The sequence below is a fragment of the Sinomonas terrae genome, assembly GCF_022539255.1.
In the GTDB taxonomy this organism is placed as follows: Bacteria; Actinomycetota; Actinomycetes; order Actinomycetales; family Micrococcaceae; genus Sinomonas; species Sinomonas terrae.
The window spans coordinates 1,550,495-1,569,636 of record NZ_JAKZBV010000001.1; the positions used below are offsets into that span (position 1 = coordinate 1,550,495).

Consider the following 19,142-nt stretch of genomic DNA (forward strand, 5'->3'; position numbering starts at 1 on the left):
GCCTTATGTCCCGGGCCTACCGCGGCCTCGTCATAGGGCTCCTGGCCATTGTCACGTGCAGCGCTTTCGAGGCGATGGCGGTCACCACGGCGATGCCCGTGGTCGCCGCGAACCTCGGAGGGCAGCGCTCGTATGGCCTAGCCTTCTCGCTCTATCTCACCGCGTCCTTGGCCGCTACGGCGGCGGCTGGCTCTTGGAGCGATCGGGCGGGCCCACGCCCGTCCCTGCTCACGGGTCTCTTCCTTATGTGCGGGGGGCTCCTCCTGTGCGGCGGAGCCTGGGACTTCACGGTGTTCACGATGGGCCGCATGGTGTCCGGGGCAGGCGCCGGATTCATGATCGTGCCCGTGTACGTGATCATCGGCCAAGCACTGCCGTCGGTGCTCCAACCCGTTGTGTTCGGCTGGTTCAGCGCGGCGTGGGTCGTTCCCTCGCTCGTCGGCCCGTACGTCTCGGGACTTCTCGCAGAGCATGTGAGCTGGCGCTGGGCCTTCTTCGGCGTTGTTCCCATCGTCGTCGTGGCGGTGCTGCTCATGTGGCCTCGGGTCAAGTCTCTGGGCGCGCCCGAGGAGAAGTCGATGGTGGCAGGCGAGGGCCGTCGTCGTGCCCTTCTCGGTGCTGGGCTCGCCGCTGGCGTCGCGGTAGCTCAGTGGGCGGCGCAGTCATCTGCCGATCCGGAGATCAGGACTGCCGTCACGCCCGTGGTCCTCGCGCTCTTGGGAGCCGCCGGGCTGGCTGCCGTTGTGCTGACCGTTCCCCGGCTTCTGCCAGCCGGATCCTTCCGCGTCGCGCGCGGGCTGCCCGCCGTCGTCGTCGTTCGCGGGCTCTTGACGCTCGCCTTCTTCGGGGCTGAGGCGTTCGTGCCCCTCATGCTCGTGGACCGCTACGGGCTCGAGCCGTCGATCGCGGGACTCGCGCTCACCGGCGGGGCGCTCGGCTGGACCGTCGGCTCCTTCGCGCAGACCAAAGGCTGGCTTCCACGGCCGGCGTTTCTCGTGGTTGGCCCTGCGGTGGTGGCCGCCTCGATGGGTGCCGTCGCTCTCGTGGTCCTTGCACAGGCTCCCCCGCTCCTGCTCGCGTCGGCGTGGGCAGTCGCGGGCATGGGGATGGGCCTGGCGACGTCGACGACGTCGGTGCTCGTGCTCGAGTTGAGCGACGCGGCCGAGCGCGGCAGGAATTCGGCCTCACTTCAGTTGGCCGATATGCTCGGTGGAGTGATTGGAACCGCCGGAGCAGGAACGCTGTACTCCCTGATGCTGACCCCGGACATGGTCCCCGGGCCTGGTGCCTTCGCCCTCTTGGTCGGTGCCCTCGCCGTCTCCGCGTTCCTGAGCGGGGCTGCGGGGTCGAGGACCAGCCCGCCGTTGCCCGCTGTCCGTGAGGCGGATCGGGCGTGACGGATACGCTCTTCGGCGGACCGGAGTCTTCGCGAGCGCTCTCCCCGGCCTACCCTGAGCGGGCAGCTTGGGGCACCGCGCCCAAGCTGCGCGCCTGGCAGCAGGAAGCGCTCGACAAGTACCTCGAGCGAGCGCCGAAGGACTACCTTGCGGTGGCAACCCCCGGTGCCGGCAAGACGACCTTCGCGCTCCGCGTCGCGTCCACCCTGATCGACCGGGGGCTCGTCAACCGAATCACGATTGTGGCCCCGACCGACCACCTCAAGCGCCAGTGGGCCGATGCGGCTGCGCGTGTTGGGATCGCGATCGACCCGAACTTCAAGAACTCGGACGGCCGACACGGGCGTGACTTCATCGGCGTCGCCGTCACCTACGCCCAGGTGGCGAGCAAGCCGCTCCTCCATCGGGCCAAGACCGAGGCTGCTCGGACCCTGGTCATCCTCGATGAGATCCACCACGGCGGCGAGTCGCTCTCGTGGGGCGACGGTCTGCGCGAGGCGTTCGATCCCGCCGTGCGGCGGCTCGCCCTCACCGGTACGCCCTTTCGCTCCGACACGTCGCCCATCCCGTTCGTGGACTACGTCGAGGACGCAGACGGGATCCGCCGTTCGAAGGCCGACTACACGTACGGCTACGGCCAGGCGCTCCGTGATCATGTGGTGCGGCCAGTCATCTTCATGGCGTATTCCGGGCAGATGAGGTGGCGCACGAGCGCAGGCGAGGAGATGGCCGCGTCGCTGGGTGAAGCCGCCGTGACCAAGGACGTCACCGCGCAGGCGTGGCGGACAGCCCTCAATCCGCAGGGAGAGTGGATCCCCGCGGTCCTCGCCGCGGCGGATCGACGGCTCACCGAGGTCAGGCGCACTGTGCCTGACGCCGGGGGTCTCGTCATCGCGACCGACCACGAGGATGCGCGCGCGTACGCGGGTCAGCTGAAGAAGATCACGGGCGAATCGCCAGCCATCATCCTTTCCGACGACGCGAAGGCCTCGAGCCGGATCGAGGAGTTCTCCGCCGACGAATCGCGATGGATGGTTGCGGTTCGCATGGTGTCCGAAGGGGTCGACGTGCCGCGCCTCGCCGTGGGCGTCTACGCGACGTCGACGTCGACGCCGCTGTTCTTCGCCCAGGCTGTGGGGCGGTTCGTGCGCGCACGACGGCGGGGGGAGACGGCGTCGGTATTCCTCCCTTCGGTGCCCCAGCTCATGGCGCTCGCGAATTCGATGGAGGCAGAGCGGGACCACGCGCTGGACCGACCCTCGTCCGACGAAGACGGGATCATGGACCTCGAGGAGTCCCTCCTCGACGAGGCGAACCGCGAAGAGAAAGCCTCGGACACGCTTGCCAAAGGCAAATATGAGGCGCTCGAGTCTCAGGCGGCGTTCGACAGGGTGCTGTTCGACGGCGGTGAGTTCGGTACGGGCGGTGAGATCGGTTCTGACGAGGAACTCGACTTTCTCGGCATCCCCGGTCTGCTCGACGCCGACCAGGTTGCGATGCTGCTCCGCCAGCGCCAGCACGAGCAGGTGTCCCGGCGCAAGTCCAAGCCCGCGTCGTCGTCCCCGGCCGGAGTTCCGGACCACCGTCTCCTCATGGACCTGCGCCACGAACTCGCCAAGAATGTCTCCGCGTGGAGCGCCCGTACCGGAACCCCCCACGGCGTCGTCCACACGAAACTGAGGGAAGTGTGCGGTGGTCCCGCCGTCGCTCAGGCGAGTGAAGATCAGCTGCGCGCGCGACTCAAGAAGCTGCAGGAGTGGTTCATCGGGCGCGCCTAGCCGCGCGACCCGCACGAGCGCTGTTCGACGCCGGGTTCACCGTCCCGACGCCCCACCCGTTGCGCCGTCATCTTCGCTGGGTGCGCTCTGGATGCGCCGTCACTTTCGCCGGGTGCCCTCCGGTCGCGCGGTCACCTTCGCTGGGTGCGCTTCGGTCGCGCCGTCACTTTCGCCGGGTGCGCTTCGGTCGCGCGGTCACCTTCGCTGGGTGCGCTTCGGTCGCGCCGTCACCTTCGCTGGGTGCGCTCCGGTCGCGCCGTCACTTTCGCAGGGTGCCTGTGGATAACCGTCGGCCGGTTCCGGCGGCAGCAGCAAGACTGGGGGAATGACGAAGCGCGCGCCCATCCCCGATCATCTTTCTCAACGACCATTCACCCAACCGGAGGCCGTTGCCGCCGCGGTGAGCCGTGGGCGGCTCAGGGCCTCCGACCTGAGGAAGCTGAGTCGGTTGATCTATGTGCCAGCAGGAGTCGAACCCGGCCTGGCCGACCGTCTACGTGCCCATCTTGGAGTGACTCCGGCCGCTTGGGGTTCGCACCAGACGGCGGCGGGCATCCATGGTCTTGCGGTGCCGCCATGGCTCACCGACCATGAACTCATTCACCTCAGCAAGCCTCACGGTCTGCCGCGCGTGCGCCGACGAGGGGTTGTCGGTCACGAAGTTCGCTTTCGTCCCTCCGAGCTCTGCTTTGTCGATGGATTGCGGGTTACCACGCCTGCTCGGACGTGGCTGGATCTTGCCATGCAGCTTCCTCACGAACACCTAGTGGCTTTGGGGGATCAACTCCTGCGCCGTCCGCGTCCACAATTTGAAGGGCGAGCCGAACCATTTGCCACGAGCGCTTCTCTCGGTGAATTGCTTTCCGCTCATCCGAACATGAAAGGGGTCGTCCGCTGCCGGATGGCTCTAGAGGACATGCGGGTCGGCTCGGATTCGGCTCCGGAGACCCTATTGCGGCTTGCCATTCTTCATGCCGGATTACCCGAGCCCGAGCTGCAGATAGAACTACGGCCTGGTGATCCCTTTTCGCCTTCTGGGGACATGGGGTACCGAGAGTTCAGGATCGTCATCCAGTATGAAGGCGCACACCACGACGATGAGGCGCAGCGTCTGGCAGACGCGCGTCGTGACCGGGCGTTTCGTCGGGCTGGGTGGCTGGTGATTCACGTGAGGCTGGAAGATCTCCGCGAAGATTTCGGGGGAGTAATCCGTCGCATCAAGCGCGGGATTCGGCAGCGCGCAGCCTAGGGCCCTGTGGAGGTGACGGGGCGAGGGGTGGGGACCCTGCGGAGGTGACGGGGCGAGGGGTGGGGACCCTGCGGAGGTGACGGGGCGAGGGGTGGGGACCCTGCGGAGGTGACGGGGCGAGGGGTGATGGGGCGAGGGGTGGGGACCCTGCGGAGGTGACGGGGCGAGGGGTGACGGGGCGAGGGGTGGGGGCCCTGCGGAGGTGACGGGGCGAGGGGTGACGGGGCGAGGGGTGGGGACCCTGCGGAGGTGACGGGGCGAGGGGTGGGGACCCTGCGGAGGTGACGGGGCGAGGGGTGACGGGGCGAGGGGTGGGGGCCCTGCGGAGGTGACGGGCGAGGGGTGGGGACCCTGCGGAGGTGACGGGGCGAGGGGTGGGGGCCCTGCGGAGGTGACGGGGCGAGGGGTGACGGGGCGAGGGGTGGGGACCCTGCGGAGGTGACGGGGCGAGGGGTGGGGACCCTGCGGAGGTGACGGGGCGAGGGGTGACGGGGCGAGGGGTGGGGGCCCTGCGGAGGTGACGGGCGAGGGGTGGGGACCCTGCGGAGGTGACGGGGCGAGGGGTGGGGGCCCTGCGGAGGTGACGGGGCGAGGGGTGGGGGCCCTGCGGAGGTGACGGGGCGAGGGGTGGGGACCCCGCGGAGGTGACGGGGCGAGGGGTGGGGCGGACGAACGTTAGGCGAGGGTGATCCCCGCCTCCTCCAGTTCGCGGAACGTGGGGGAGAGATCAGAGGCAATCCCGGCGCAGAGGCCTGAGAGCACTCTCGTACGGTACCCCGCTCGGACGGCGTCGAGGGCGGTTGCCCGCACGCAGTAGTCGGTTGCGATGCCGGCGACATCGACGTCGGTCACCTCGCGCTTGGCGAGCCACTCGTCGAGGGCCGGAGAGTCGTCAGAGGAACCTTGGGCGTCGCCGGCCTGGGCGAGGTGTCCCTCGAACCCCGAATAGGCCGCGGCGTACTGGCCCTTGCGGAACATGGCATCGACACTGGACACGTCGAGGCTTGGGTGGAACGAAGAGCCCTGGGTGCCGGCGACGCAGTGTGGCGGCCACGAGTCCACGTAGTCGGGTGTTTCGGAGAAATGCGCACCGGGTTGGATGTGCCAGTCCTGCGTCGTCACGATCGCCCCGTACTCATTCCCGTGCCGTGCGACGTAGTCGGTGAGCCGCGCCGCGACTGCCGCCCCGCCGTCGACCGCCAGGGACCCGCCCTCACAGAAGTCGTTCTGCACGTCGATGATGATGAGCGCTCGCTTCATGGCTCCATTTTCGGCCCTCACAGCTGCCTTCACTCCCGATCTTCGAGGTAGACGGTCGGAATCACAGCCTCGCCGCGGTGCATGCGCCGCGCCGAGGCGGGGAGTTCAGCGATCGAGGCCTCATGCCGCGCCCGCGCCCGCTCGACCCCTTCGGGCCCAGTCCAGCCCGGTTGCAGCTCGCCCTTGACGATGAAGTGCTCGAGAAGGAGACGGTCGTTGCTGTCGCCCATGGGAGGGCGGCCGACGCCGATGACCTCGGTGGTTGCCGTGCCCCGTTCGTCGAGGCGGCGCAGGGCGTACTTGCGTCCGCCGACCGATTGCTTGTTCTTGGCGGCCTTGGCGACGGAGACGAACTCCCCGTCGTCGTCCGTCCGGCTCACAAGCTTGTAGACCATTGAGGCTGTCGGGGCGCCCGAGCCGGTGACGAGCGCAGTTCCCACGCCGTACGAGTCGACGGGCGCCGCGGCGAGGGCCGCGATGGCGTATTCGTCGAGATCCGAGGTCACGACAATCCTCGTGTTGACGTTCCCGAGCTCGTCGAGGAGCCGTCGGACCGAATGCGCCTGACCGATGAGATCCCCCGAGTCGAGGCGGACGGCGCCCAGCCGCTCACCGGCGATCTCGACCGCGGCACGGACGGCGGACTCGACGTCGTACGTGTCGACGAGCAGCGTGGTGTCCGCCCCCATCGAGGCGATCTGCGCCTCGAACGCCGCGCGCTCGGTGTCGTGGAGCAGCGTGAACGAGTGCGCGGCCGTGCCCACGGTGCGGATCCCGTACCGGAGCCCGGCTTCGAGATTCGAGGTGCTCGCGAAACCGGCGACGACGGCGGCGCGGGCCGCGGCGACGGCAGCCTCCTCGTGGGTCCGGCGAGACCCCATCTCAATGCACGGGCGCCCGTTTGCGGCGATCGTCATGCGTGACGCTGCCGACGCGATGGCGGAATCGTGGTTGAGCACGGAGAGGAGGTACGTCTCGAGGATGCAGGCCTCGGCGAACGTCGATTCGACGATGAGGATCGGGGAGTTGGGAAAATAGGCCTCGCCCTCGGCGTAGCCCCAGACATCCCCGGAGAACCGGAAATCGGCCAAGTAGTCGAGCGTCTCGCGGTTCACGACGCGTGCGCGCTCGAGGAACCCGAGTTCCGTCTCGGAGAAGCGGAAGCCTGAGATCCCCTCGAGCAGCCGGCCGGTCCCCGCCACGACGCCGTACCGCCGCCCGTCGGGAAGCCGCCGCGCAAAGACCTCGAACACGGCGCTGCGATGCGCGGCGCCCGAGTGCAGGGAAGCCTGGAGCATCGTGAGCTCGTAGTGGTCAGTGAAGAGCGATGTGCGGGGCGGTTCCTGCGGCGAGTATTCCTTGGAGCTCGAAGAGGTCACGGCCTTACTCTATCTGCGGGCCGGGCGAGTGGATGCGCGAGGACCTGGGCACGGGCCTGCCTAGAATGGAAGCCATGAGCCTGAGCGTCGCCACGGAACCAAGTCCTGGCCTCCGCGAAGAGACGACGGCGGGAACGGACACCGCGCACATCGTCCCGTGGAACCTCGTCGTCTGGAACGACCCCGTCAACCTCATGAGCTACGTGAGCTACGTGTTCCAGACCTACTTCGGCTATACCGAGGCGAAGGCGGAGGCACTCATGATGCAGGTTCACACCGAGGGACGCTCGATCGTCTCGCACGGTTCCAAGGAGACTGTCGAGCGGCAGGCCGTCGCAATGCACAACTACGGGCTCTGGGCCACGGTCGAGAGGGCCGGCGAAGATGGCTGAGCCGTTCACATACGGCCGGAAGGGCATCAGCGCGCGCTTCGAGGACGCCGAGCGGGAGCTCCTCAGAGGGCTGTTCCGAGATGTCGTCGCCCTTCTCGAGCCGGAGGCGCAGCCCGACGAGGATCCGCTCGCCGCGCTTGTCGGGATCAGCCCGACTGCCTCCGAGCCCGAGGACCCGGCGGTCAAGCGCCTGCTCCCTAACGTTTCGAAGGACGACGCAGAGGCGTCGCTTGAGTTCCGCCGGTTCACCGAGCGCTCCCTTCGGGAGACGAAGGCGGGCGCGCTGCGTGCTGCCGCGCTCGGGCTTGAGGCCCGCGACGTCGTCCTCGACGGGACGGCGGCCGCCCATTGGGCGACGGCGCTCACAGACGTCCGCCTCGTCCTCGCCGAGCGGCTCGGCATCAGGACGGAAGAGGACGCGGAGCGCGTCCACTCGGTCGCCGACTGGTCCGACGTCGGGGATGACGACGTCGATGCGTACCTCGCGCTCGTCTACAACTTCGTGACTTGGCTCCAGACGACGCTCATCGACGCAATGATGACCGCCCATCAGGCGGAGGCGGGCCGCACGAGGCGGCGCGGCGAAACGCCGGGCGCCGGAAAGGGTTAGGTGGATGATCAGAAGGGCTGACAGCGGAGAGGACGCGATGCTCGAGCGCTCGGAAAGGCCGATCGGGATCTTCGACTCGGGCGTTGGCGGCCTCACGGTCGCCCGAGCGGTCATCGACCAGCTGCCGAACGAGTCCGTTCTGTACGTGGGCGATACGGCCCACGGTCCCTACGGACCCCTTCCGATCGCCGAGGTCCGCGCGAACGCGCTCGGCGTGATGGACGAGCTCGTCGATTCGGGCGTCAAGCTCCTGACGATCGCGTGCAACTCGGCCTCGGCCGCCGTCCTGCGGGACGCCCGGGAGCGCTACACGGCGCGTTACGGCATCCCGGTCATCGAGGTCATCCAGCCGGCCGTGCGCCGAGCCGTGGTCGCGACCCGCAACGGCAGGGTCGGCGTCATCGGCACGAGCGCGACGGTGGGCTCCCGTGCGTACGAGGACACTTTCGCGGCCGCGCCCGATCTGGACATCACGTCGGCAGCGTGCCCTGAGTTCGTTCCCTACGTGGAAGCGGGCGTGACGACAGGCCCTGAACTCCTCAAGGCGGCCGAGAGCTACCTCGCGCCCCTCCGCGAGGCTGGCGTGGACACCCTCGTGCTGGGCTGCACCCACTACCCCCTCCTGACCGGTGTCATCAGCTACGTCATGGGCGACGGCGTGACGCTGGTATCGAGCGCCGAGGAGACCGCGAAGGATGTCTATCGGGCACTCGTGAGCCACGGCCTCGAGCGGCGATCCTCAGAGCCGCCCACCCACACCTTCCTCGCGACGGGCGACGCCGCACAGTTCGAGGTCTTGGCCCGCCGCTTCCTCGGCCCGGAGGTGCAGCGCGTCGAGCATGCCGAGCACGTCGCTGCCCACTACCCCACGGGAAGCCTCGCGCGCATCACGCCGGAGATGATCGAGGCGGCGCGCGAGGATGCGAGCGCGGGCAGCATGGGGCGTGTCTCCTATTTCGTGGAGCCCTCCGCGGCCGTTGACCCGCCCGCGGATAGGATGCACCCGTGAAGCTCACTATCGTCGGCTGCAGCGGCTCCTTCCCCGGCCCGAGTTCGCCGGCGAGCTGCTACCTCCTGACGGCGAACGACGGCGACCGCGATTGGCGGGTCCTCCTCGATCTCGGCTCGGGTGCGCTCGGGACCCTGCAGCGGTACATGGACCTCGAGGACATCGACGGGGTCCTGCTCAGCCACCTTCACCCCGACCACTGCATGGACCTCACGGGCCTCCAGGTCGCGATCCATTGGGACCCGAAGGGCTGGGCGGCGGGGCGAGTTCCAGTCTGGGGTCCGGAAGCGACGGCGCGGCGGATCTCGATTGCTCTCGACATGGAGCCCGCGGCGGACCTCCACCAGGACTTCGAATTCCACACGTGGACTGTCGGGGAGACAGTCGAGCTCGGGCCGTTCCGCTTCGGCGTCCATGCCGCGCGGCACCCGATCGCAGAGGCATACGCCATGCGCATCGAAGCCGTCGAGCCGCGGCGTGACGGGACGACCGAGCGGCGTGTCCTCGCCTATTCAGGGGACACTGACTCGTGCCCGGGCCTGCTCGACGCCGCGCGGGATGCGGACATGTTCCTGTGCGAGGCGGCGTATCACGAGGGCCGGGACGACGCGATCGACGGCGTGCACCTCACCGGGCTCCGGGCTGGCCAGACAGCGTCCGACGCCGGAGCCAAGCGCCTGCTTCTGACGCACCTCCCCGTCTGGAACGACGCCAATCGGACGGTGGCCGAGGCGCAGCAGGCCTACTCGGGCCCGATCTCAGTCGCCGTCGCGGGCGTCCACTACATCGTCTGAGCTGTCGCTGCCCGACGGCTTCTGACGCTTCCCCCGCAGCATCACGAGGGTGAACGCGGTGGCTCCGCCGAGGAAGACAAGCCCGGCGACCCACGTGTTGACTCGCAGCCCGAGGATCAGGTTGGCGTAGTCCGAGCGCATGAGCTCGATGACGAAGCGACCGGCCGTGTACACCATGACGTAGAGCGAGAACTCGGCTCCGCGGGGAAGCCGGAAGCGGCGGGAGGCGAAGATGATCGCGAAGCCGCCGAGCGTGCACCACAGGGCTTCGTAGAGGAATGTGGGCTGGAAGTACCCGATGACGATGGGACTGCCGTCTGGGCCGAGCGCCGCCGCGCCGGTCGCCGGGTCCATCTGATGGATCTGGAGGCCCCACGGGAGCGAGGTCGGGTCTCCGTAGAGTTCGTTGTTGAACCAGTTTCCGAGGCGGCCGAGTGCCTGCGCGAACAGGAGTCCGGGTGCGAGGGCATCAGCGAAGGCGGGAAGGCTCGCCTTCAAGCGGCGGCAGCCGATCCATGCACCCAGGCCGCCGAGGGCGATAGCGCCCCAGATTCCGAGCCCGCCGTCCCAGATCGCGAACGCGTTCCACGGGTTCTTCCCAGGCAGGAAGTAGAGCTCCGGGTCGGTGATGACGTGGTAGATGCGGCCACCCACGATCCCGAACGGGACGGCCCAGAGCGCGATGTCGAGGACCTCACCCGGCTTGCCCCCTCGATGCACCCAGCGCCGGCTCGTAAGCCAGAGGGCCACGCCGATGCCAGCAAGGATGCACAACGCATAGAAGTGGACCGAGAGCGGGCCGATCTTGACCGCGTTGATCGTCGGCGACGGAATGTAGGCGGGGAGCACGCTCTTCAGTCTAAAGGCCCGCGGGGACGCTGAGCTAAAGGCCTGCGGGGACCCTGAACTAAAGGCCTGCGGGGACGCTGAACTAAAGGCCCGCGGGGACGCCGGGCCGTCACAGCATCTCGAGCGGCACTGGCCTGCTCGGCCGAGGGAAGGCCTCGTCGAGTTCGGCCAGATCCTGGGCGGTGAGGCGCAGGTCGAGGGCTTCCCGGTTCTGAGCTGTGTGCTCGGGGGTCGACGATTTGGGGATTGCCATGACGCCCTCGTGGCGCAGGACCCATGCGAGGGCGATCTGGGCGTCGGTGGCTCCGTGCCGCCGGGCGATCTCGGCGAGGGCGGGGTGGCCGAGCACCCGTCCCTGTTCGATGGGGGAGTAGGCCATGACCGGCACGCCCGCCGACTCGAGCTCGGGAAGGAGGTCGAGTTCGATTCCGCGCCGGGTGAGGTTGTAGAGAACCTGGTCCGTCTGCGAACCGTGAGATCCAGTGGCGCCACCCAGACCGCCCAGACCGCCCAGGCTACGCAGTTCGGCGAGGTCCGCAGGATCCAGGTTGCTCACGCCCCAACCACGGATCAGGCCCGCTCCCTCGAGCTCGATGAGCGCCTCGATGCTCTCCGCGAGCGGCACGGCGCCCCTCCAGTGGTAGAGGTACAGGTCGAGATAGTCCGTCTCCAGGCGGCGGAGACTGGCCTCTAGAGCTGCCCGTGTCCCTCGTCTTGTGGCATTCCACGGCAGGACCTTGCTCACGAGGAACACCTCGTCCCGACGGCCGGCGATTGCTTCCGCGACGAGTTCTTCGGACCGTCCGTCGCCGTACATTTCGGCGGTGTCGATGAGGGTGAGGCCGAGGTCCAGTCCGGAGCGCAGTGCGCGCAGCTCGTCGGCACGCCGAGAGCGCTCCTCGCCCATGTACCACGTACCCTGCCCGAGGCGGGGCACCCGGGTACCGTTGGGAAGCGCAAGGCGCGGGACGCCGCCGTCGTTCGCACCGTCGTCGTTCGCGTGAGCATTGGGCATGGCTCCCAGCGTAGCGGGCGCCGCAGCCCCCTGGATTGTCCCGCCAACCCGTGGACGACGGCGGGCGGCGGCTAAGCTGGTGCCATGACCCCGAGCACTCCCATGAGCCCCTCTGTGCGCGCCGACGGGCGCAACCCTGACGAACTGCGTCCCATCAGCATCACGCGAGGCTGGTCGAAGCAGGCCGAGGGTTCTGCGCTCATCGAGTTCGGCAACACGCGCGTGCTGTGCACGGCGTCCTTCACGGAAGGGGTCCCGCGCTGGCTCAAGGGTGAAGGCCGCGGCTGGGTCACCGCTGAATACGCCATGCTCCCGCGTGCGACCAATACGCGCTCCGACCGCGAGTCCGTCAAGGGCCGGATCGGCGGGCGCACCCATGAGATCTCGCGGCTCATCGGCCGCTCGCTCCGTTCGATCATCGACACGAAGGCGCTCGGCGAGAACACGATCGTGCTGGACTGCGATGTGCTGCAGGCAGACGGGGGCACGCGCACCGCCGCGATCACGGGAGCCTTTGTGGCGCTCGCCGAGGCCGTCCGCTGGGCAAAGGACAAGGGCCTCGTCGAGCCCGGAGCGGAGCCCCTCACGGACACTGTTTCGGCGGTCTCGGTCGGCATCATCGACGGCGTGCCGATGCTCGACCTCCCGTACGTCGAGGACGTGCGCGCCGAGACGGACATGAACGTCGTGGTGACTGGCTCCGGCAAGTTCGTGGAGGTCCAGGGCACCGCGGAAGGCGCGCCGTTCGACCGCGATGAGCTCAACAACCTTCTCGACCTGGCCCTCATCGGCACGGCCCAGCTCGCCGACATCCAGCGGGAGACGCTCGCTGAGGCGCTGAGGACGGCCCCGTGAGCGCCGGAGCGCCTCGCCTCGTCCTCGCGACCCACAATCAGGGCAAGCTGCGCGAACTGCGGGACTTGCTGCGCGGTCAGGTACAAGGGCTCGATGTGGACACGCAAGTCGTGGACGCGGCCGCGGTGGGCGGCCCCGACGTCGTCGAGGACGGCGTCTCGTTCGCGGAGAACTCGCTGCTCAAGGCTCGGGCAGTTTCCGCTGCCACCGGCCTCGTCGCGATCGCGGACGATTCCGGCCTCGCCGTCGACGTGCTCGGCGGAGCGCCCGGCATCTTCTCCGCCCGGTGGGCCGGGCGGCACGGCGACGACCAGGCGAATCTCAACCTCCTTCTCGCCCAGCTCTCGGACGTACGCGACGAGCACCGTGGTGCGGCGTTCGTATGTGCCGCCGCGCTCGTGGCCCCGGCACCGGACGGCGGAGACCCGTTCGAGCACGTTGAATACGGCGAACTCAAGGGAACGCTCCTGCGCGAGCCGCGCGGCGAGGGCGGATTCGGCTACGATCCGATCCTGCTTCCCGAGGGGCTCGACCGCAGCTGTGCAGAGTTGAGCCGCGAAGAGAAGAACGCGATCAGCCACCGCGGGCATGCGTTCCGCGCGCTGCTCCCCGCGATCGTTCGGGCCCTTTCCTAGCGCACGCGCTCCGTTGCCCGCTCGGGCGCGCCCGATCCCACGTAGCGGTGTCGCCCGGACAGGGCGCCGAAGACGGCGGCGAAGCAGCCCACACCGGCGAAGAGCACGGCGACGGCCGTGAAGGAGCCCGTTGCTGCGCGCAGCTGGGCGACGAGGAGAGTTCCGGTCGAGCCGAGCCCGTAGCCGAAGCCCTGCATCATTCCGGAGAGGCGTGCGGCCGTCCCGGCGTCGTGCGTGCGCAGCATCGCCATCGTGAGTGCTAGCGCCGTGAGGCTACCCTGGCCGAGCCCGAGCATCGCGGCCCACGCCCAGATGCCGCCGAGCGGGCCCACGATGCAGAGCGCAAATCCGCACCCCGTGAGCAGTGCAGCGACGACGTTGGGTGCGCTCTGCCGTGCCAGACGCGCCGCGAGGGACGGCGCCACGAGCGAGCCGGCCATCTGCAGGATGATCGAGAACGAGGCGAGCAGTCCCGCTGTCGCTCCGTCCACCCCACGTTCGCGGAGGATCGGAGCCAACCACGCGAAGACGCTGAACGACATCATGGCCTGGCCGACCATGAAGAGGGTCACCTGCCAGGCGATCGGATCCCGCGCGAGACGCGGGCCGTGGCCTTCGGCCGTGTGCAGGGGCTCCCGGCCGTTCCACGCGAGCGGCGCGAAGACGAGGGCGACGACGGCGGCCGGCACCGCCCATGCGCCTAGCGCGAGCTGCCACGAACCAGTCGCCGCGAGCAGGGGATACGTGAAGCCCGCAGCAAGCGCGGCAGAGGCGACGATCGCCGTCGTGTAGAGCCCGCTCATGAGCCCGAGGAGATGCGGAAAGTCCCTCTTCACAAGACCTGGGAGCAGGACGTTCCCCAACGCGATGGCAAAGCCGCAGGCCGCCGTGCCGATGAGGAGCGAGGGCAGCGAGCCCAGGCCGGGAAACGTCGTCGGCCGCGCCAGCAGACCGAGCGTGAGGATCGCCATCGCTGAGAGAAGGACGCGTTCCGCGCCGAAGCGCCGGGCAAGCGGTGGTGCGAGCGGAGCGAAGATGCCGAGGCAGGCCACGGGGGCGGTCGTGAGGACGGTGACCGCCCAGCCTGGGACTCCGGCGTCGGCCTGGACCTCAGCCAGAATGGCCGAAAAGCTCGAGAAGACGGTGCGGAGGTTGAGGCCGACGAGGATCAGGCACACGCCGAGCGCCGCGAGCCTCTGCCTCTGCGACATTCAGCGGCCCTCGGGGCGCTCCGCGTCGCCGTCCTCCATGAGGGGCAGCCCGGCGGAACCGCGGCGCTTCGCCGCTCGCGCCTTGGCGAACTCCACGAAGATCGGGATGAGGGAAACGAGCACGATGACGAGGAAGATGAGGTCGATGTTCCGGCCGACCCACGCGTAGTGCCCAAGCCAGGCGCCGAGCAGCGTCACACCTGCAGCCCAGGGGATCGCTCCGAGCACGTTGTAGAGGAGGAACTTCCGCCGTTCCATGCCGGCAACGCCGACGATGACCGGGACGAACGTGCGAATGATGGGAACGAAGCGAGCGAGGATGAGCGACTGCCCGCCGTGGCGCTCGAAGAATTCGTGGGCCTTGCGAACGTTCTCCTGCTTGAAGAATCGCGAGTCAGGGCGAGTGAACAGCGCCGGCCCGAGCTTCGCTCCGATGAGGAACCCGCCCTGATTGCCGATGATCGCCGCGATGACCACGAACAGCGCGAGGAGCCAGATGTTGAATTGGATCGCGCCGGTTGCCACGAGGAGTCCGGCCGTGAACAGCATCGAGTCGCCGGGCAGGAAGAACCCGATGAGGAGGCCCGTCTCGGCGAAGATGATGACGCACACCACGAGCACAATCCACGGACCGAGGGGCGAGTCGCGGAGGAAGACATCGGGGTTGAGCCAATCCGGAAGGATGGAGGCCCTCGGCTGTACGGCCGCCGTGACGGCGGCGAAGTGGGTCAGGGCGGCGGGAATCACTTGCCCAGCCTACCGGAGGCGCCGTGGCGGTCCCGGGAGAGGGCGGGGGGCGTGGCTAGACTCGCCACCGTGGCCCTTGACTTCACTGCGATCGACTTCGAGACCGCCAACGGATTCCGGGGTTCGCCGTGCGCCGTCGGTCTGGTCAAGGTGAGGGGCGGGCGCCTCATCGAGACCGCGACGTGGCTCATGCGGCCTCCCGCGGGGCACGACGTATTCGACCCGCGGAACGTCGCCATCCACGGCATCAGGGCCGACGACGTCGCCCAGCACCCGCGGTTCGGGGATCTGTTCGCCGAGATCGGCGGGTTCATCGGCGAGGACGTGCTTGTCGCGCACAACGCAGCGTTCGATCTCGGCGTCATCCGCTCCGCACTCGAGGTGTCCGGGCTCCCAAGCCCCGCTTACGACTACGCCTGCACGGTCGTCCTGTCCCGTAGGACTTACGACCTGCCCTCCCACTCCCTTCCGTTCGTCGCGGAGGCTGCGGGCGTGCCCCTCGTGAACCACCACGACGCGAGCGAGGATGCGGCGGCGTGCGCTGGGATCCTCGTCGACATCGCCCAGCGGCACGGAGCCTCGGACGTCGCTGAGCTCTACGACGCGCTCCACCTCGCGCTGCCGCGGCATCCCGAGTTCGTGCCTGGGCGGGACGCCCCTTCGGCTGCGACCGCGAAGGCGCTCCGCGGCCCTGCTTCGCCCCGGCGGTGGGCGAATTGGCCCGAGGAGGGGGCGAACCCCGAGGCCAATGCGGGCGCCGATCCGGCCCACCCGCTCTTCGGCCACCGCATTGTCTTCACCGGCGCGCTCGGGATGAGCAGAGCGGAAGCGAAGTCACGCGCCGCAGACCACGGCGCCCAGCCCGCGAGCTCGGTGACCCGCGCGACAACGCTCCTGGTGGTGGGCGACGGCTTCGTCGCAGCGGATCTTCGGGCGGGCGGGGGGACGGGGCGAGTGACGTCGAAGGCGCGGAGGGCGCTCGAGCTTCGCTCGGCCGGATATCGCGTAGAGGTCTTGTCCGAGGGGGAGTTCCTCCAGATGCTCGGCGGGGTGTGGCCTGCGCGGAGCGCGTGAAATGCAGTCCTGTCTGCAACGAGGCCTGCCTGCAACGCGCGTCTGTCGTAGTACGCAACATTCCTTTTCGATGACGCGTCAGCTTCCTAGGCTGGAAGGGTGACGACTTCGACCGATCCTGCCCCTCGCAGCGCTCTCCGCCGTGCCTTCGAATTTCCCAATCCCGTGAACGAATACGCGGCACGGAGCACGGCCGGGATCATTGTCGTCCTGAGCCTCGCCGTGCTCGCCGTCGGACTCTTGACGGGTTGGGGCTGGCCCCTGTGGCTCATTGCGCTCGGCTTCTGGCTCCGCGTCGCGGGCGGCCCGCGCTATTCGCCGGCCGGCCGGCTCGCCGTCCACGTGATCGTCCCGCGGCTCGGCAAGCGCAGACTCGTCGCGGGGCCGCCGAAGCGTTTCGCCCAGACGATCGGGGCCGTTCTCTCGACCGCAGCCGCCGTTCTGTGGACCGCGGGACTCGCGCCCGTGGCCTGGGTCCTCCTCGGACTCCTTATCGTCGCCGCCTCACTCGAATCCTTCGCGGGCTTCTGCCTCGGCTGCTGGATCTTCGGCCGCCTCCAGAACGCGGGAATCATTCCAGAGGGCGTCTGCGAGGCCTGCAGCAACATCGCCCTGCGAAGAGGCTGAGGCCCAAGCGTCAGGCCGCCCCTAGCGAGGAAGTTCAGTCGGGGGCGCCTGCCGAGTCCGCGAGCATCTTCGCGACGCGGGCGACGACGTCCGCTCCCTCGAGGCGTGCGGTCCATTCTGCGGGAATGGACTCGTGGCCCCACGCGGTTCCGAGAAGCGCCCCGGTGATGGCCGCTGCGTCCACACTTACCTCGGAAGCTCTCCGAACTGACTCCCCGAAGGCTGCAGAATCTCCTTCCGGGCCCGCGGAGAGTGCTGCCCGGACGGCCCCAGCCAGCGACAATGCCGCCGGGCCGGCACCTGAACGCAGCTTTTCGGAAGAGCCGGTCGCGAGCGCCTGGACGATGTCCTGCTCAGGGGAGCGGAGGCCGGAGACCGCAGCTCTCGCCTCGTCGATGGCCCCGGCGAGGCGGGAACCCGTCAGCGTTGCGTGCACGGCGTGGGCCACAGCGACGGACGCTTGGACGGCGTCGGGATGGCCATGGGTGAGGGTTGCGCTGTCGACCGCCATGGTGAGCACGGCCGACGACGGGGTCCCCGGGACGAGGCCGAGGGGCGCCGTCCGGGCGGCGGCAGCAGCGTCGTGGAACTCGGGGCCACGCGGACGGGCTGCGGTTCCCATCTCTCCCGACGCAAGGGAGGCGACCCACGCCGGACGCACGGGAAGCGGCCGTGCGACGGACTCTTCCGCATCAATCCAGCGCGGCGGGGCTGGCGGCGCGGACGAGGGCAACGTCACACCCTGGCCCACGGCCCAGCGCAGCTCGGCGAGCCACAGCGTCGCAGCCTGATCGGCATAGACCCCTTCGTTCGCCCATTCGAGCACCTGGACAAGAGCATCGGCGGTGTACAGCGCGAGCTGTCCGTCCGCGCCGAGCCGCAGGCCGCCGTCGTCCGCACCCCTCTCGGTTCCGCTGTCCGCACTGCCTGCGTGCGCGAGAGAGACGGCCTCCGCTGTGGCAAGGCCCAGAAGGCAGCCGTGGATGCTCGATCGAATGCTCGGGGTGCTCGTCACCCCTGCAATCTACCTCCGCTTTCGCGAGCCCTTTCCAAGCTGCGGGCGGCCGGGTATGTCGAGGGCCACACGCCGAGCATCGCGAAGGAAGGTAGCATGAGGGCGGTCAAGCGCCCGACCATCCCTGTGGTGGGTGCTGAGAGAAGACCTTCGCCCTCGGGCGGCGCCGCCGTCCCCACCGACGACTCGAAAGAGGAATCCCATGACCACCCCTGCGGTCACCACCGCTGCGGCCGTTCCTTCGGATACGAAGGAGTTCGGCATTGTCGCGAAGCTCGCGGCCGAGGCATTCGGCACGTTCCTTCTCGTCTTCGGCGGCCTCGGCGTTGCCCTCTTCAGCAATCCCTCCTCGGCCCCGTTGCCTGCTCCGCTCGCGATCGGCCTCAGCATCGCCGTCAGCATCGCGGCCTTCGGCCATATCTCGGGCGGCCACTTCAACCCGGCCGTGACACTCGGAACCGCCGTTGCCGGCCGTACTCCGTGGAGGCGCGTCCCGGGCTACATCGTGGCGCAGCTCGTCGGCGGTGCCATCGGCGCCCTGATCCTCTGGATCGCCGTTAAGACGCTCCCGGGCCTTTCGAACGTCCAGACCATCTTCACGCAGCTCTCGAACGGCGTGGACAGCCTTTCGCCGAACAAGTTCCCGATGGCCGCCGGTCTGCTCGCCGAGGTCGTTGCGACCGCTGCGTTCCTCGCCATCATCCTCGCCGCCACGTCGAAGCGTGCCGCGAAGGGCGTGGCCCCTTGGGCCATCGGCCTCGGCCTCGCGATCCTCGTCCAGGCCATCGCCCCGATCACGAACGCGTCGCTCAACCCGGCCCGCTCCACTGCGACTGTGATCTTCGCCGAGCCCACGGCGCTCGGGCAGCTGTGGATCTTCTGGGTCGCGCCGCTCCTCGGCGCCGCGATCGCGGGCCTGATCTTCCGCGGCTTCGGTTCCCCCGAGGACGTCATCGTCACGGGCGCCCCGGGCGCACCCTCCTTCACGACGGTCGAGGGCGAACCGACCCCCGGCATCACGGTCGCCGAGGAGGAGGAGGCCTCGGGCCACGGCTCTCACCGCGCGGAGCGGCAGTCAGAGGCGGCCGACGGCGAGCCCACTGATGCAGCGCTCGGCAAGGGCACGCTCGGCGAGGGGGCGGAGGTTCACCCGACCGCCGAGACTCCGGGTTCCGACGAGGACGACGCGAAAGACTTCTTCGACAAGAACAAGTAAGCCTCTTTGATGCTTCTGAGCGGGTGGCAC

The 19,142-nt window shown here is 69.0% G+C and carries 19 protein-coding genes; 12 read left to right on the top strand and 7 right to left on the bottom strand.

The genetic code is table 11. The features are described 5' to 3' along the window. The first annotated feature begins 5 nt into the window (after positions 1-5). The 3 genes from L0M17_RS07180 to L0M17_RS07190 all read left to right on the top strand — a co-directional run bounded on the left by L0M17_RS07180 (position 6) and on the right by L0M17_RS07190 (position 4,424). Positions 6-1,397, top strand: coding sequence for an MFS transporter (locus tag L0M17_RS07180; protein WP_241053213.1), 1,392 nt, complete (start codon positions 6-8; stop codon positions 1,395-1,397). Continuing rightward, positions 1,394-3,175, top strand: coding sequence for a DEAD/DEAH box helicase (locus tag L0M17_RS07185; RefSeq protein WP_241053216.1), 1,782 nt, complete (start codon positions 1,394-1,396; stop codon positions 3,173-3,175). The genes L0M17_RS07180 and L0M17_RS07185 overlap by 4 nt, the downstream gene beginning before the upstream one ends. Before the next feature lie 325 nt (positions 3,176-3,500). Then, entirely contained in the window at positions 3,501-4,424 is a 924-nt protein-coding gene (locus tag L0M17_RS07190; protein ID WP_241053218.1) for a DUF559 domain-containing protein, read from the top strand. A gap of 675 nt (positions 4,425-5,099) precedes the next feature. Here the strand turns inward: L0M17_RS07190 and L0M17_RS07195 are convergent. Further along, positions 5,100-5,684: an isochorismatase family protein gene (locus L0M17_RS07195; RefSeq protein WP_241053219.1), complete on the bottom strand. Its 585-nt coding sequence runs from the start codon at positions 5,682-5,684 to the stop codon at positions 5,100-5,102. Between the two features lie 29 nt (positions 5,685-5,713). Next, entirely contained in the window at positions 5,714-6,982 is a 1,269-nt protein-coding gene (locus L0M17_RS07200) for a nicotinate phosphoribosyltransferase (RefSeq protein WP_372498058.1), read from the bottom strand. A gap of 155 nt (positions 6,983-7,137) precedes the next feature. Here L0M17_RS07200 and clpS point away from each other — a divergent pair, with 155 nt between their 5' ends. The 4 genes from clpS to L0M17_RS07220 are packed head-to-tail and all read left to right on the top strand — an operon-like array spanning position 7,138 to position 9,868. Further along, positions 7,138-7,455, top strand: coding sequence for an ATP-dependent Clp protease adapter ClpS (clpS, locus tag L0M17_RS07205; RefSeq protein WP_241053221.1), 318 nt, complete (start codon positions 7,138-7,140; stop codon positions 7,453-7,455). Beyond that, a complete protein-coding gene (locus tag L0M17_RS07210; protein WP_241053222.1) occupies positions 7,448-8,065 on the top strand; it encodes a DUF2017 domain-containing protein in 618 nt (205 codons plus the stop codon). The genes clpS and L0M17_RS07210 overlap by 8 nt, the downstream gene beginning before the upstream one ends. 4 nt (positions 8,066-8,069) lie before the next feature. Continuing rightward, positions 8,070-9,074 (top strand): glutamate racemase, encoded by a 1,005-nt coding sequence (murI, locus tag L0M17_RS07215; RefSeq protein ID WP_241053223.1) that lies wholly within the window; start codon positions 8,070-8,072, stop codon positions 9,072-9,074. Then, entirely contained in the window at positions 9,071-9,868 is a 798-nt protein-coding gene (locus L0M17_RS07220; protein WP_241053224.1) for an MBL fold metallo-hydrolase, read from the top strand. The genes murI and L0M17_RS07220 overlap by 4 nt, the downstream gene beginning before the upstream one ends. Here L0M17_RS07220 and lgt read toward each other — a convergent pair. Together lgt and L0M17_RS07230 are read right to left on the bottom strand one after the other, a co-directional pair. Then, positions 9,833-10,717: a prolipoprotein diacylglyceryl transferase gene (lgt, locus tag L0M17_RS07225; protein WP_241053227.1), complete on the bottom strand. Its 885-nt coding sequence runs from the start codon at positions 10,715-10,717 to the stop codon at positions 9,833-9,835. The genes L0M17_RS07220 and lgt overlap by 36 nt on opposite strands. A gap of 109 nt (positions 10,718-10,826) precedes the next feature. After that, the gene (locus L0M17_RS07230) at positions 10,827-11,732 is read right to left on the bottom strand and encodes an aldo/keto reductase (RefSeq protein ID WP_241053229.1); all 906 of its coding nucleotides are present in this window, start codon (positions 11,730-11,732) and stop codon (positions 10,827-10,829) included. 84 nt (positions 11,733-11,816) lie between these two features. On the opposite strand from L0M17_RS07230, the gene rph reads away from it, so the two are divergent. Further along, a complete protein-coding gene (rph, locus tag L0M17_RS07235) occupies positions 11,817-12,587 on the top strand; it encodes a ribonuclease PH (protein ID WP_043119905.1) in 771 nt (256 codons plus the stop codon). Then, positions 12,584-13,222: an RdgB/HAM1 family non-canonical purine NTP pyrophosphatase gene (rdgB, locus tag L0M17_RS07240; protein ID WP_241053230.1), complete on the top strand. Its 639-nt coding sequence runs from the start codon at positions 12,584-12,586 to the stop codon at positions 13,220-13,222. The genes rph and rdgB overlap by 4 nt, the downstream gene beginning before the upstream one ends. Here the strand turns inward: rdgB and L0M17_RS07245 are convergent. Beyond that, on the bottom strand, positions 13,219-14,433 hold the full coding sequence (locus L0M17_RS07245; protein WP_241053231.1) for an MFS transporter: 1,215 nt from the start codon (positions 14,431-14,433) through the stop codon (positions 13,219-13,221). The genes rdgB and L0M17_RS07245 overlap by 4 nt on opposite strands. Next, on the bottom strand, positions 14,434-15,180 hold the full coding sequence (locus L0M17_RS07250; RefSeq protein WP_372498001.1) for a DedA family protein: 747 nt from the start codon (positions 15,178-15,180) through the stop codon (positions 14,434-14,436). A 69-nt stretch (positions 15,181-15,249) separates the two neighbouring features. Here L0M17_RS07250 and L0M17_RS07255 point away from each other — a divergent pair, with 69 nt between their 5' ends. Both L0M17_RS07255 and L0M17_RS07260 read left to right on the top strand, forming a co-directional pair. Next, complete coding sequence (locus tag L0M17_RS07255; RefSeq protein ID WP_241056348.1) at positions 15,250-16,254, top strand: exonuclease domain-containing protein; 1,005 nt, start codon at positions 15,250-15,252, stop codon at positions 16,252-16,254. 99 nt (positions 16,255-16,353) lie between these two features. Next, the gene (locus tag L0M17_RS07260) at positions 16,354-16,881 is read left to right on the top strand and encodes a DUF4395 domain-containing protein (protein ID WP_241053232.1); all 528 of its coding nucleotides are present in this window, start codon (positions 16,354-16,356) and stop codon (positions 16,879-16,881) included. A gap of 34 nt (positions 16,882-16,915) precedes the next feature. Here the strand turns inward: L0M17_RS07260 and L0M17_RS07265 are convergent, their stop codons facing one another. Next, positions 16,916-17,896 (bottom strand): ADP-ribosylglycohydrolase family protein, encoded by a 981-nt coding sequence (locus L0M17_RS07265; protein ID WP_241053233.1) that lies wholly within the window; start codon positions 17,894-17,896, stop codon positions 16,916-16,918. Between the two features lie 202 nt (positions 17,897-18,098). Between L0M17_RS07265 and L0M17_RS07270 the strand changes: the two genes are divergently transcribed. Next, the gene (locus L0M17_RS07270) at positions 18,099-19,112 is read left to right on the top strand and encodes an aquaporin (RefSeq protein ID WP_241053234.1); all 1,014 of its coding nucleotides are present in this window, start codon (positions 18,099-18,101) and stop codon (positions 19,110-19,112) included. Positions 19,113-19,142: the final 30 nt, after the last annotated feature.